The organism is Dyadobacter beijingensis DSM 21582, from assembly GCF_000382205.1.
Taxonomy (GTDB): domain Bacteria; phylum Bacteroidota; class Bacteroidia; order Cytophagales; family Spirosomataceae; genus Dyadobacter; species Dyadobacter beijingensis.
The window spans coordinates 117062-131236 of record NZ_KB907793.1 but is presented as its reverse complement, the minus strand read 5'-3'; the positions used below and the strand labels follow the sequence as shown (position 1 = coordinate 131236).

The 14175-nt window shown below is 50.0% G+C and carries 10 protein-coding genes; 3 read left to right on the top strand and 7 right to left on the bottom strand.

What is annotated here, in order from left to right; all coding sequences use genetic code 11:
- Position 1 precedes the first annotated feature (1 nt).
- The 3 genes from H144_RS0130040 (at position 2) to H144_RS0130030 (ending at position 2772) form a co-directional block, all read left to right on the top strand.
- Positions 2-742: a LytR/AlgR family response regulator transcription factor gene (locus tag H144_RS0130040; protein ID WP_019945844.1), complete on the top strand. Its 741-nt coding sequence runs from the start codon at positions 2-4 to the stop codon at positions 740-742.
- Between the two features lie 136 nt (positions 743-878).
- The gene (locus H144_RS0130035) at positions 879-1268 is read left to right on the top strand and encodes a response regulator (protein WP_019945843.1); all 390 of its coding nucleotides are present in this window, start codon (positions 879-881) and stop codon (positions 1266-1268) included.
- 85 nt (positions 1269-1353) lie between these two features.
- Positions 1354-2772: an SDR family oxidoreductase gene (locus H144_RS0130030; RefSeq protein WP_026351111.1), complete on the top strand. Its 1419-nt coding sequence runs from the start codon at positions 1354-1356 to the stop codon at positions 2770-2772.
- Between the two features lie 77 nt (positions 2773-2849).
- Here H144_RS0130030 and H144_RS0130025 read toward each other — a convergent pair whose 3' ends face one another.
- The 7 genes from H144_RS0130025 to H144_RS0129995 all read right to left on the bottom strand — a co-directional run bounded on the left by H144_RS0130025 (position 2850) and on the right by H144_RS0129995 (position 14164).
- Entirely contained in the window at positions 2850-5297 is a 2448-nt protein-coding gene (locus tag H144_RS0130025; protein ID WP_019945841.1) for an ABC transporter permease, read from the bottom strand.
- A gap of 232 nt (positions 5298-5529) precedes the next feature.
- On the bottom strand, positions 5530-5898 hold the full coding sequence (locus H144_RS0130020; protein WP_019945840.1) for a hypothetical protein: 369 nt from the start codon (positions 5896-5898) through the stop codon (positions 5530-5532).
- Positions 5899-5919: 21 nt separating this feature from the next.
- Positions 5920-7923, bottom strand: coding sequence for a beta strand repeat-containing protein (locus H144_RS34515; RefSeq protein WP_019945839.1), 2004 nt, complete (start codon positions 7921-7923; stop codon positions 5920-5922).
- Positions 7924-8276: 353 nt separating this feature from the next.
- Positions 8277-9518 (bottom strand): hypothetical protein, encoded by a 1242-nt coding sequence (locus tag H144_RS0130010; protein WP_019945838.1) that lies wholly within the window; start codon positions 9516-9518, stop codon positions 8277-8279.
- Positions 9505-10089 carry an RNA polymerase sigma factor gene (locus tag H144_RS0130005; protein WP_019945837.1) on the bottom strand — a complete coding sequence of 195 codons (585 nt, stop codon included), beginning with the start codon at positions 10087-10089 and terminating at the stop codon, positions 9505-9507. Before H144_RS0130005 ends, H144_RS0130010 begins: the two co-directional genes overlap by 14 nt.
- A gap of 76 nt (positions 10090-10165) precedes the next feature.
- Complete coding sequence (locus H144_RS0130000; RefSeq protein ID WP_019945836.1) at positions 10166-11080, bottom strand: hypothetical protein; 915 nt, start codon at positions 11078-11080, stop codon at positions 10166-10168.
- Between the two features lie 237 nt (positions 11081-11317).
- Complete coding sequence (locus H144_RS0129995) at positions 11318-14164, bottom strand: T9SS type A sorting domain-containing protein (protein ID WP_019945835.1); 2847 nt, start codon at positions 14162-14164, stop codon at positions 11318-11320.
- Between the last annotated feature and the right edge of the window lie 11 nt (positions 14165-14175).

The window sequence follows — 14175 nt, the reverse complement described above, 5'->3', positions numbered from 1 at the left end:
TATGGGAACAGCTTACATTATCGATGACGAACCGAGATCTGCGGAGCTGTTGAAAGCGAAAATACTCGACTTGACGGATCATTTTGCTCAAATCGAGTGCTTCAACAGTCCGGTCCTGGGCTGCAAAGCCATTTGGGAAAAGGCGCCCGACATCCTGTTCCTGGACATCCAGATGCCGCTCCTGAACGGCATCGATCTGCTTGAGAATATTAAAAACCTCGATATCCCGATCGTTTACGTCACTGCATTTACGGAATATTCCATCACGGCCATCAAGCAGCAGGTATTCGACTATATCCTTAAACCTGTAAAAGAGCAAGAGTTGCTTCAAACGATTATCAAGTTTATCGGACGACAAAAACAAGTGCATGCAGCCCCGCAACCGAGGCCCAGTTTTGGCGAATTGCTTTCCAGCCAGCTCAACAAGATTTCCATTCCCACCTCTGAAAGCATCAACCTGGTCGCAGTCAACCAGATTACGCTGGTTATGGGCGTGGATAATTACTCTATGTTCCACTTCACCGACGGCAGCAGGCTTCTATCATCCAAAACCCTGAAACACTATGAGCACCAGCTTATACCTTTCGGGTTTATCCGGCCGCACCGGTCGTACCTGATCAATACTGTCTACGTAGACAAGGTCCTCGTGCGCGACGGAGGATATTTGTTGATGCGCACCTCGGAGCTGATCCCTATATCACGCGACAAAAAACCGGATATTTTCGATTGGTTCAGAATCTGAGTAGCGACGTTCCCTAATCGGTATTGTCGGTTCGCTAACCCATCAATGCGGCTGCACGATTGCGTATTTGAAGAGAGAGTGCGGGAGGTTAACTTCAAGTAGTCAGTTAATTTCAACACTCTCATCGTAGTTATTCATGGAAAATCTCTTAATCATCGACCGCCAACCGCTGCTACGGATTGGCTTGAAACTGCTTATCGAGCCGCGTTTCCCCAAAATCAAGCTTTTCGAAGCAGGTTGCAGATATTCACTTCCCGCCTCATTATTGCGAAAAGTCATGTCCATTACAATGCTGGGCTTTGATCCAGACCACGAGCGGATCGAACCTGCCGACATCGCCAGAATCCGCCGACAATTCCCTGACAGCAAATTAATTATCTACGCAGGCAACATGCCCGAACAGAGCATCGATCAACTCCAGGAGATGGGCGTCTTCGCCCACATATCGAAACAAGCCTCAACCGATGAACTGACCAGATGCCTGGAAACCGCCCTCCGCATGGGCCGATCGCCAGGTTTGCAATAGCCTTCGTTCCCATCCCTGATGGCGCTAGCACAATAATTTTATCCACCGTTAGCTAAGCATCCCATATAAGGGGAAACGACATCATATGAAGATTTTGCTAACAGGAGCCACGGGGTATATTGGCCAGCGTTTGCTGCCGGTGCTGCTGGAAAACGGGCATCACGTTATTTGCGCTGTCCGCGACCAATCCCGATTTGATAAGAGCAGGTTTGGCACACAGGACACGTTGGACGTGATTGAAATTGATTTGCTTAACCAGGATACGCTCGGCGCAATTCCAGATGATATCGACGTCGCATATTACCTGGTACACTCCATGTCCACGGCAGGCGAATTCTCACAAAGTGAAGAAAAATCTGCCCGCAATTTCATCCGGGCAATCGACCGGACTGCGGCGCGCCAGTGTATATTTCTGGGTGGGATAATCAATGATGTGAAACTTTCCGTGCACCTTTCATCTAGAAAAAAAGTAGAAGAGGTTTTAGCCTCCGGCCGCGTGCCGCTTACAAGTCTTCGGGCCGGGATCATAGTAGGTTCCGGCAGCGCCTCTTTCGAAATCATCCGGGACCTGGTCGAAAAGCTTCCGGTGATGATCGCCCCCAAATGGCTTCATACCCGCTGCCAACCCATCTCTATCCGTAATGTAATCGAGCTGCTGTCATCTGTTTTGTTGCAGGAATTCACGTACGATAAGCATTTTGATATATATGGTCCCGATATCCTTACCTATAAGGAAATGCTGCTCGGTTTCGCAAAAGCACGCGGCTTGCGAAGGCACATCTTCACCGTGCCCGTAATGACGCCCCGATTATCGTCCTACTGGCTTTATCTGGTCACTTCGACATCCTATGTGCTTGCCAAAAATCTGGTAGACAGCATGAGTGTGGATGTCGTGGCACGGGAAAATGAACTGAACGGGCGTTTAGGCATTCAGCCTGTCAGTTACCAGCAAGCTATCCGGATCGCTTTTGATAAAATAGAGCAAAACATGGTGCTGTCCAGTTGGAAAGACGCCTGGGGGAGCATTTATTCAACGAAAATGATTGACAAACAACTTCGGCCGCCGCAATTCGGTGTTTACCAGGATAAGAAAACAAGAAAGGCCGCCGACGTGTCTCGCTCCACCGACAGGATATTCGCCATTGGTGGCAAATCTGGCTGGTACTACGCGGATTGGTTATGGCAATTCCGCGGTGTTCTCGACAAACTCTTCGGCGGGGTTGGCCTGAACCGCGGCAGGAAAAATACGAATGAGGTGGCCGCTGGTGATACGCTTGACTTTTGGAGGGTGATCTACGCCAGCAAAACCGAGCGGCGCTTGCTTTTATACGCGGAAATGAAACTGCCCGGCGAGGCATGGCTCGAATTCTGCATCGACGGCGACGAGATCAGGCAAACTGCCACGTTCCGGCCACTAGGCCTGAGTGGAAGGTTGTACTGGTATGCCGTGCTGCCATTTCATTATTTTATTTTTAATGGAATGATCGACAAGATTTCAGAGTGAAAGGGTAAAAAAGCAGGATTTGCCTCAAACGATACCGATTCGCTTAAAGATTTGCCGAATTGCAGCTGTCATAGCCGTTATTCCGTTCTCAGCGATTTCACCGGATTCATCAATGCAGCTTTCAGGCTTTGCGATCCAACGGTAAGCAGCGCAATCAAAATGACTAGCCCGCCGGCACTTGCAAACATCCACCAGCTGAGCTCGGTTTGGTATGCAAAATCAGCCAGCCAGTTCTTCATCAGATATCCGGCAATGGGGCAGGCGATGAGAATGGAGATGATCACCAACCGCAAAAAATCCCTGGATACCAACGCCAAAATGCCCGAAATGCTGGCACCGAGTACTTTCCGGACCCCTATCTCTTTGGTACGCTGCTCTGTCATGAAGCTGGCCAATCCAAACAGGCCGAGACAAGCGATGAAAATAGCGAGCAGCGATGCAATGCCGAATACCTGGCTGTATTGCCGCTCCGTGTTGTATTGCTCGTTATACTTTTGGTCTGCAAAAAAATATTCGAAAGGATTGCCTGGGTAGGCAGCTTTGTAGAGTGCTTCGAGCTCGCGCAATTGCTTCGGCATATTGGCGGCAGCAACTTCGAGCACCAATCGTCCGCCTGAGCGGCGCGGCATGAAAATGATCGGGTCGATGGCTTTTTGCAGTCCCTGATGATTGTAGTCTTTCACCACACCTACAATTTCAAAAGGCTGCCCCCAACTGACCAGTGCGCCTACTGCTTTCTGCGGCGACGAAAAACCAAGTTGCCGGGCAGCGGCTTCGTTGACCATCAGCTTTCCGCTTTTTTCCCAGGCGAGTTCTGCTTCGCGCACGGTGAAATTGCGGCCTGCTGCCAGCGGAATGTCGAAGACTGTCAGATAACGGTCGTCGATAATGCCCATTGCATAGCCTTTTTTGTCCCGGTCCGCCTTCTCACCTTGTTTGACAATGCCCGAAGCGTTGAAGGAGTAGTAGTTTCCCGGAACAATGCCGGTGTGGGAAAACGCTTTCACGTATGGCAATGCATCTATCTGATGATCAAGCATTGCCGAGCTGTTTTCCAGCAACTTGGGATCGCCCAGGTCGGGGCCATTGATTACCAGCCGCTGTTCGGCTTTAAAGCCCAGGTCTTTATTTTGCATGAATTGGAGCTGTTTGTAAAGTACCAGCGTGGCTACTATCAAAATCACCGACACGCTGAATTGGGCTACCACCAGCACTTTGCGCAGCCAATTTTCTTTTCCTGCATTCAATTTAAGGCCGGACATCCCTTTCAATATCTGCACGGGCGGCAGCGAAGTCACAGAAAATGCCACATAACTGCCCGACAAGAATGCGCCCAGGATCAGCAGTGCGAGCGCCAGCATCCAGGAAGGCTGCGCAAACAGGCTTGAAAGCGACAAGTCCTTCTGCGTGAAATCATTATACGTTTTCTGAATGCAAAGCACCAATACAATGGCAACTGCAAAACCAATGATATTGAGCAAAAATGACTCGCCCAGGAACTGGCCGATCAGCTGGAACTTCCCCGCCCCGACCACCTTTCTCACCCCGACTTCCCGCGCCCTTTTCAATGAAGCAGCCGTAGAAAGGTTAATGTAATTGAACCACGCGATCACCAAAATCAACACCGCGATGCCGCTCAGCAGGTATACGAAGGAAAGACTTCCGGCAGTCACATAAGGATCGTCCGTCGAAGTGCCCAAATGCATGGTCGACATCGGTTGCAGCAGGTATTTGCTTTTGTCCTGGGCATCCAGCTTTTGTTTTAATGTATTGATTTTGGATTCCAGCAATTTTCCGCTGCTGTGGCCGGCGAGTTGCAGGAAAGTAGTCACGTATGCCCCGTCGAATCCGTCGAGTCGCGCCCAACCGTTTCCATTCAGATTGGCGGGGTTGGCCAGGGTTTGAAGGGAAAGGATAATGTCAAATTCCAAGTCTGAATTCTTAGGCATGTCGGCAAAGACTGCCGTGACGGTATACAAAGTTTTGCCAAACTGATTATTGACCGTCAGCGTTTTGCCCACCGCATTTTCCGGCCCGAAATACTTCTTCGCGGTGGAGGCCGCCAAGGCCACGGTGTTGGGCGCCGCAATGGCGGAAGCGGCATTTCCCGACAAAAGCGGGAAGGTAAAAAGAGAAAAGAAGCTTCCGTCGGCGTATGCCATCCGCTCCTCCCGGAATGTCCCTGCCGGGCTGTTTTTCCCCCGCGATCCGATCGTCACAATTCCATTGGCGGCACCATCCGCGACGCGGCAATAGGCTTTGACTTCGCTGAATTCCTTTTTAACCAATGGCCCAACCGCTGGCGCCATTTGTACATACATATCCCCGGAAGGCCGGTCTTCCAGCATCCGGTACAGCGAAGGCAGGTTTGTGTGAAAGACGTTCACACTTTTTTCAAAGGCCACGTATTCAAAAATGAGCATGAAAGCGGCAATCCCAAGTGCCAGTCCAGCTACATTGATGATGGAAAACAACCTGTTTTTGTGCAGGCTGCGCAGGGCAATTTTCAGGTAGGATTTTAGCATGGTAGTTACATGGACGAGTACTCGAAACTTTTGCCTAAAATAACATGCTCAAAGCATTTACCAAGCTAATCGACTGACAAACAACGTACTAATTAGCAACCTGTGAGATTTAGTGTCCGCAACCGGACGCTGGTGTCCGGTTACGGGGTATTTTTTTGCAAAGCTGCTTTATCTCCGTAAAAATGTACTGCCCTGGCCTGTCATTTTCAGACGCCATTGGTTCGGGATTTAGCTATTGTTCACTCTTGGGCGGCACCACTTTTTCAACCGGGGCAAATCTCTCCGCAGGCTTGTCACTTGCCAGGGTTACGGCCGGTTTAGTTGGTCCGGACAAATCGGTTTGACGTTTCGCTGCGGGCGTTTTCGGTTCGGATATTTCCCCCGGTAGTGCGTTATTTCTGATGTATTTACCAGAACTTTCCACACTGACGGGTCCGGTGGGTGTTTCTTTTTTGACGGACTCCGCTTTGCCGTAAACAAGGCCGGGAGCTGTGCCGTTTCGTAACTGGCGCGAAATACTTTCATTGGTTTTAAAGGCAGATTGGGCTTTCGCTGCTGTTCCTGTCAGAAGTATGGCAAAAATGATCAGATAAGGTTTCATACTATTGGGTTGATTAAGGTTTTATTTAATGTTTACAAACACATTGATTTTACCAATCCGGTCATCATCAAAATTTTGCAAAGCCTTACCTATAATTTGTCCGGGTTTTACCCTGGCCGGATCGGCTTTCATAGCGACACCGGGGATGGTTGAAGTAACGAGTAAATCTCCCCGCAGAATAGCACCACCCTCTTTGCATACCTTGGTCGGGATGACGCCCACCACACCCAAAGGCACTTTTCCGGACAGGTTGCTGTCGATATTCTCTTCGGTAAGCAAAACACCAGGCTTCGTTGCATACACGCCCAATACCAGGGAAGAGTAGGCTCCATTGCTTTTTTCCACGGTCCGGTCCTTCGTAGTGGCAATGCTTAAAATATCTCCCGGCTCATATTCAGACACTTCGCTTATCACGTCAAAAGCTTCTGCCAGGTCGGCCCCGCTGCTCTGCGTACCGCCATTAAAAAAACCCTTTCCATTAGCATCGATACGTGCTACATTTACAGTAGCAGGGTTTCCGCTTTTAAACAACGCAATATTGCCGTTGCTGTGTGTTTCAGCGGTAAGCACCGGTTTTGTATTGGCAGTATTATAATTTACAAACTGAGCTGCTTTGCCATTACTGAAACTGGGCGTCCAGGCAAAAACCGCATTGCCGGTCCCGTCTGCGGTAGCTTCTACGCCATGTCCTTCGATGCCTGCATTGGCGGTTACGCCATTACCATGACCGTCTGCTATCGCTACCAGGGCCGGGCCATTGCCAGCGGGGTTCGACGCATGGAACAGACCTGCAAAGCCCCCGGTACCCGAGGAAACCCCAAACAGTCCCGCTGCACCGAAACTGCTGAGCGTACTTGTCACCTCTCCTCTCACCGCTGCTGCCACGCTGTTGGTATTATCCACCAGGAAAGAGGCAGCATTACCTTGCGTATTATCAGGATTCCCGTTACCATTCGTTTCTACCTCCAGCGTATTAGCTGTGGTATTAGCGGCGTTATAATTCTGAAAACGGCCGGCCCGACCGGTACTGCTGTTTATCCCCACCTGTCCATAAACGGCGATGGCCGTGCCGCTGGTGTTCGTTGCTATAAATCCCCTTACCCCATATCCTGCCCCATCATTACGGCCGACTACCGCACCTGCAATGTCGCTGGTAGTGAGGCCCACAACGGCCTCCCCCGCACCACTGTTATTGCCCAATATACCCGCTGATGTCTGGTTGTTGGTGATGCCATGTACAGCAATACCCGCGCCCGTAGAACTCAGCACACCTCTGCCATTACCAGTGGTACTTATATTGACAACAGTGCCGTTCCCTACTGTGCTGGCATTTAGTACGTTGTTATTATTAGCATTGTTGTTAATGGCAAAATTTGCCGGTATCCCATTACTACTGGCCGCAAACAGACCAGTGCCGGCGTTGCTATTGGCATATACGCCGTAACCGTTTGCACTTGCATTCCCGTACACGCCTATGCCGTTAGGAGTGACGCCATACACGCCCCAGCCCGAACCGGCGTGCGAGCCCCAGACGCCAATACCAAGTCCCCCGGTACCGTTATTAATGCCGCGTACGCCCGTAGAGAAGCCCCCCGGACTAGCAGAGGACACAATGCCCCTTACCGCACTGACGCTTGAGGTAATGCTGTTGTTGACGCCTTCCAGCGAAGTGCCATCTCCCTCGTTGGTGATCGAAAATAACGTGCCTCCATTATTCTCATTTCCCGCATAGGGCAATGACAACGTCGCATTGTTGATCTGTGTCCAGCCGGTACCGGTTTTGTGGTACCAAAAACCTTTCGTGTCTGTATCATATACGAGCAGACCATCGGCAGGGCTTGCAATAGCCCCGCGCTGGGCAGATGTCATACGCGATACAAGTACCCCCTTCGTTGCCGATGTCACGTCCAACTGTGCGCTTGCGTCCGGGGTCAAAGTACCGACGCCTACCTGCGCATTTACCGTAGGGAAAAAGAGACCCGAGAGCATGAGTCCGAAAGCGGTCTTCAGAAGTAATTTTTTCATCAAATCAGAATAGTTTTAATTGAAACAAGGAAGTACTAACCCGGCCCGCGCCCGCCCGGAAGCCATCCCCGCCGGGTTATAGCGAATGCTGGCGTGAGCCGTTACCTGCACAGTGAGCACCAGGCCAAAAAGTAGCAGTATTATCCTGTCGGATAAGGCAAAAACTTTGGCTTAGAACTTTGGTTACCGTAAATGTACTTCGCAAAAAACCGGTCGATGTAACAATTAATCCTAATTCACTGTCGAATTTACTTGACAGCCGAGATGGTAGCTGAGCAAGAAGTTAACCCAGTTTGATTTATGAAGAATTAACCCTGCTAAGTGACGAAGGGACCGTACAGCAAGCGGATTCATTAATTTTTTCGGATCCCGACAGAAATCCCTAACTGGTAAGGTCTGTATTTCCAGATACCGGGAATCACGACCCGTTGTGTAAGCCCCACCTGCGCGTAGGGGCCGACGAAGAGACTAGCATTTGTTCCAAAACTCCACTGCCGGTATATGCCAATGCCGGCCATCGTGATGCTTCGTTTTTTGGCAAGAATGCGTGAGTAGTCCAGGCCGATGGCTCCGCGATAATTACTGAGGCGGCCGCGGCCCAAAGTGATATTTTTCCGTATTCCGATGCTCAGCAGATTGAGGCTTTCCTCTCTTACCAACGGCATTCCTTTTCGGATAACAGCATAGCTTTGGTTGTCAGAAGGTACGACGATGTACTCATCCGTGGCCGTTTCAAAATGGACACGATTGCCGATGTAGCTGTAACTAGCCAGGAGGCCCACCCCAAATGCCTCCAGACCCCCCGAAACTTTCATTGCCTTCGATTGCAATGACAAGACGGGTGAAAACCGGATATTCTGAAGACTCAATTGCGGTGAAGACCATAACTTCATAACCTGAAATGATTGCATGGGCGTGACTGAAAGCGACCATTTAGGCGCAAATGCTCTTGCAGTCCGTTTGACATCGGAACCTGGTATGTCATGCTGTTCCCCTGTCGGGAATGCCGATTGCATCCTGCATGGCAAGGCCGGTCCCGGAATTTCACGGAAGGGCACTGGCTTTAAAAGCGGGATGATGCCTGGCGAGAGCGAGTCGATTAATGTGCCGGGGAGCCCTTCTCGCTGGACGTAGATCTGCTTGTTGTCATTTGCGAAAAGCGCTGTCTCCACCTCGCCCAAGGTGTTAGGGGTGCCGCGGTGCTGACGTATTTCGGTTTGCATTTGACCGATTCGTACCGGCCGAGTCGGTATGCGATGGTCTTCCGCCGTCGGGTCTGCCGACGCTATCCTTTCCCCGCCCTGGTCGACTACGGGTGATGCTGTCCTAACCTTTCCCTTGGCAACTATTCCGCTGGCTTTTGAAAAGCTTGGTGAGCCAGGTTCACGATGTGGTCCGCGAGTCAGGAGAAACGTGCTTCCCACGATCACTAAAATGACGGGTAAAATATAGAATCGGGACGGACTTCGCCGGGATGGTATTTTCCTGAAAAGCTCTTCCTTTAAAGCGGGGTTTGCCGGAAGCTCGAAATCGGCAAAACTTTCGCTTAGCAACTTTCCTAACGCATTTTCAGGGTGCTCCTCATAGTCTTTCATAAGCCATGATTCCTTTCTTCTGCAATTTTTTAATGAGCAAGTCTCTCCCCCTGCGCAATTGAGATTTTGAAGTTGATTCCTCTATACCAAGTAGCTTGGCAATTTCGGCGTGCGTATGACCGTCGATAAAGTACAAGTTGATTACGGCCCGATAACCATTAGGCAATTCACTAATGACATTGATTAAAATCTCCATATCCAGTTGATAAAAAATCCTGTCATGCTCGCCGGATTCCCGTTCAAAATCTATCGAATCCAGGCACACCTGAAGTTTCTCGCTCTTTGTGGTGCGTTGATAATAATCAATCGCCGTCCTGATGACTATGGTTTTAATCCAACTGTCTAAAAGAAGCGGATTTTTCAAGTCCTTCATTTTCTGAAAGATTTTCATAAATGCTTCCTGGAAAATATCTTCTGCTTCAAGGTTGGTCCGCGCATATCTCCGGCAAACCCCCAGCATTTTGTTCATGTATCTTTCATACAACATATTTTGCGCGCGCCTGTCCATGTGTTGGCACGCCTTTACAAGTTCGGTTACATCATGGAATCTGTTTTTTTTACTAAAAAACATCGAAAGTCTCAATTAGGGCATGACTGTCCATTGCAAGGCAAATCATAGTGTACGGAGGAATGAGCTGATAATTTCTCTATGGCTTGACTGACGCCGTATAGGATTCTGTAACGATGTACCCTGATCCTGAAAAAATGAAATGAAACATTTCAGAAACTTTCTCATTATCATTGGCGAGATATAGCGAGTAGCCAGCACAACTCCCGTCATCGAACCTGGTTCCCGACGAGAAACTCAATTCTGAAAAACCACTGGTATGCTTGAAATAGTCGTGGATACCGGGCGAAATCTCTGCCATGCTGGCGTAGTTGACGACATTGTTTAAACCGGTGAAAAAAGGTACCCCATCATCATCGAATCTGTAAAATGGAGTTAGATAGGTTCGCTTTCCGGTATGGTCTATACGTACCCTGACTACGCCCGACCATTGTCCCTTTTCCTTGAGAACCTCTTGCGCCTTCGCGGGAAGCGACTCCAGATCAGCGGTAACATATTCAAGATCGATTCGCGGGATCATCGTCACGGTGTGATAAAAGGGTGATCCCTGCTCGGCAAAAGTGATTTTTAACGTCCACAGGTTTCCTTTCCACGCGTAGTCGGCAAGGTATGAGGATTTTATTGCGCCCGTTCCATTATCCGGCAGCACTTCCCGGATATTTGAGATCGTTCCCCATCTCATAAACAGGTTGTTAGTTAATGTTACCAGTGAATCATGAAGACTTTCGTTCCCGGAGCGGGAAGTTGTCAAAATGCTTGTCCGATCCACAACGGACCGATAACGGCTGTTGCTCACTTGAAATGAAGCGTCCCAGGTCCGGCCCTTAACCAGGGTATTGAAAGCCAGATCGGAAGCTGCCGGGAAACGGCTCCGGATAACCGCAGCTGCTTGGTCGGGGGCGCTATCGGTATCTGGATTAACTTTAATTAGCTTGTTGCACCCAAATAGCGCAGCGACCAGTAGTGTTGTAAGTATGCATGTAGCGCGAAGCATAGGACATTTTAAGGGTTTATAAATCAGTCAGGTATAGAGACTGGAAAACGTAGAAATATGGACGCATGCATTTCAATAATAAATTCTCCGACTTTGATTTGCTTCCAGCGGTCCGCTATGTGCATCTGCCGATATCCCTGCAAAAGAAGGGGCGGCCGATTAAAGTGCTTTGCCAAAAGCTATAAATCGACCACCCAATCCTTGTAGTTCCAGCGAACCAGTGTTGCATTACTGCACCTATCTGGCTATGAAAACCTTTTGAATATGTTCACTGCCATCCCTGGATTTTATTTTTATCAGATATATCCCCTGCGCAAACTTGCTGACATTGATGCCGGATGCAGGCACATTCGTTGTTTTGTAAACTGTGCTGCCATTTGCGCTGACCAGTTCCACCGATTTCATCGTTTTACTTAGCCTGGCATTTACCATGAGGAAATCAGAGGCAGGATTGGGGTAGACGCCGGAGCTGTTACGGTTAAAGTTCAGGCTCCTGATGCGGCTGTAAGCATAAGTTCCGTCATTGTCGACCATCTTCAACCGGTAATACTGGTTATCGGATAAGGTTTCCTTGTCCACAAAAGAATATCTTCCCCCTGCGTTCCCATCTACGTGGCCGATCGGGCTAAACGAGGTCGCGGTACTGCCTCTTTCGATCTCGAAATGGCTGAAATCTTTTTCATTGGTCGTTTTCCAGGTAAGTACTGCCTTGTTTTCGACAATTGCGGCCTCGAAACTTACCAGGGTAACAGGCAAAGGTTGGTTGCAATGGGTACTGCTAAGCTGGACCGTAGTTACCCGGGTTACACAACCACCAAGTATGTTAATCGTGCAAACATATGTTCCATCATCCGATGCCTGATAAGGATTGAAACTAATCGAACGCTGATTGGAAACCGTAACGCCGTCCTTCGTCCAGGTATAGGTAGCATCCACCATATCCGGTACGCTTAGAGCATAGGAAGATCCCGCGCATGGTTGCAGTGTATTCTCAACTTTGACAGGATCAAGCTTGCCGATGGTAACCTGCGTTACCGTAGAGTTTCCGCAATTGTCTGTCACCCGGATAGTGTACGATGTGTAGGGTGTTAATCCCGAAATGGTCTCGGTACCATCCGAATCGCCGGTCAATGTCACATAATCTGCATCAGTTCCCGAAGTCAGGCGGTATTCGAATTTCAGCGGTTTGGCACCCGTAAAAGCCAGCAGCGCATTGCCCGTGCTCGTGAGGTCTCCGTTGGCGTCCTCACAGATAATGCCTATTTTCTTGGTAATTACCGGCCCCTGCCCGGCAGGAAGGATCTCGACCTGACTACTGTAATCGTAGGGCCCGCAACCAATCATGTGGCTATTGACGGTGTAAGTGTCAGGCGGCAGGTTACTGATCGTTATCCCAGGCACCGTTCCTGTACCAACAGTTACGTTGGCACTATTTTTCACATCAAAACTGAATGTACCGTAGCCGTTGTTGGTCGCTGCGATAACGATATTACCTGTTCCGCCGCACAGCTGTTCCGCCGTGGCCGTTGTGTGCTGATCCAATGTCTGCACCGACAATGGCAGCGTTACCGTTACCTGCTCGGTCTGACCGCAAAGGTTATTCACTTCAATGGTATAGGTGGCGCCCGGTATGGCGTTGGGCCATTCCCATACCCCCCAGGCGCGGTTTACACCGGCAACCCCGACCAGATTGGGGCCTGCAACGATCGTCGCTACCGCATTTCCATAGTTGGCCATCTCGCCGCTAATGTACACCGACATGGTGGTGCGGCCTTCGATGGTGGTGCATCCCGCGTACCCGCCGATACTTCCCAGGGCTAATGGTACCGGTGTGCCGGTGCCGGAATTCAACGTGGCTGAAAGAGGCGCGCCACAGGCATCTGTTCCATCTACCGTGTAAGTATCAGGGGGAAGATTTGGAAATTCATGCCACAAGTCAGCCTCGGTCGTCGCTACGTAGGGGGAGCCCGCAATATCGATTCCGAGGCTGTTTTTGATGGTAAAGGTCACCGGTAACACATAATTAACCCCACCGGAGATATTGATGCTGTAAGGAATAGGATCGCTGGGCGATGCCGGGCAGCCCCTGGGCTGAATGCTGAAATTGATGCTTACGGCCTGATAGGACGTCCCATAGTCATAACAATAGGTACAAACATCACCACAGGGCGTCTTGGTGACAATGAGCAAGTTTATAAAATTGGGAACAATTACGGTCGGATAAAATGGGGAGGTATTATCATAAGTTTCTGTTTTAATCAAGGCCCCCTGAACAGGCGACGCACAGGTCCCTGTATTCTCGTAGAATTCCACATCGATGCTCTTCCCATAGGGTAATGCTGAAAACAAAGAAGAAAATGTGAGTTCCAGCTTGATGCTCGTTAGAAGCTCGGCACAAGTCATTCCATCCCGGCGAGGCCGCGCACTGGTCACGCAGAGATTTTCGGGGATATCCCTTGTTACTGTCACCTCCCTGGTGATGAAAACCCCGCACGCGTCTTTAACCCGCACATTGTAGTTGCCAAAGGCGGGAACCGCATGCGCGTCGGTCAGGCTGGTTGTGTTCTGGACCTGGTAGGTCAGGTTCTGATCATTCTCGGCCGGATCACCGACCCAGTATGCATAAGAATAAGGCGAAGCACTGCCGGCGGTAATGGTCGTGTTGATAACCCCGCCCGCCCCTGCACCCACGCATACATCGGCGGCCACGGAACTGGCCGCAACCTGCACATATGAAGTGGGCACCACAACGGTGGTAGTAGTGAACACATTGGGATCATCCGAGCACGCTACCTTCACGGTGTAGGTACCTGGCAGCAAAGCCTCAAATGTGCTTGAGCTTTGAGCGCCGGTTGGAAAACCCACCGGCCCCGAGGTGATCTGGTAGGTGGCGCCGGTTCCCGCAGTGGCATTAACGGTAAAAGCCCCGTTGGAAGGGCAGGTCGCCGTGGTGATACTCGTGGAAATCACGTCAATGCTTGCCGGACATTGGCCGAACGCGTTGGACAGGCTAAAAAGGATAACTAAAAGTAAAAGCCCAAAATAGTGCTGTTTTGATCCTGTCGGATGGTAAAGGTGTTTCATTGAATGTAAAA

What these genes read in the sequence shown, in the direction of transcription:
- H144_RS0130040 (WP_019945844.1), top strand. Translation starts at nt 2, where the DNA reads ATGGGAACAGCTTACATTATCGATGACGAACCGAGATCTGCGGAGCTG.
- H144_RS0130035 (WP_019945843.1), top strand. Translation starts at nt 879, where the DNA reads ATGGAAAATCTCTTAATCATCGACCGCCAACCGCTGCTACGGATTGGC.
- H144_RS0130030 (WP_026351111.1), top strand. Translation starts at nt 1,354, where the DNA reads ATGAAGATTTTGCTAACAGGAGCCACGGGGTATATTGGCCAGCGTTTG.
- H144_RS0130025 (WP_019945841.1), bottom strand. Translation starts at nt 5,297, where the DNA reads ATGCTAAAATCCTACCTGAAAATTGCCCTGCGCAGCCTGCACAAAAAC.
- H144_RS0130020 (WP_019945840.1), bottom strand. Translation starts at nt 5,898, where the DNA reads ATGAAACCTTATCTGATCATTTTTGCCATACTTCTGACAGGAACAGCA.
- H144_RS34515 (WP_019945839.1), bottom strand. Translation starts at nt 7,923, where the DNA reads ATGAAAAAATTACTTCTGAAGACCGCTTTCGGACTCATGCTCTCGGGT.
- H144_RS0130010 (WP_019945838.1), bottom strand. Translation starts at nt 9,518, where the DNA reads ATGAAAGACTATGAGGAGCACCCTGAAAATGCGTTAGGAAAGTTGCTA.
- H144_RS0130005 (WP_019945837.1), bottom strand. Translation starts at nt 10,089, where the DNA reads ATGTTTTTTAGTAAAAAAAACAGATTCCATGATGTAACCGAACTTGTA.
- H144_RS0130000 (WP_019945836.1), bottom strand. Translation starts at nt 11,080, where the DNA reads ATGCTTCGCGCTACATGCATACTTACAACACTACTGGTCGCTGCGCTA.
- H144_RS0129995 (WP_019945835.1), bottom strand. Translation starts at nt 14,164, where the DNA reads ATGAAACACCTTTACCATCCGACAGGATCAAAACAGCACTATTTTGGG.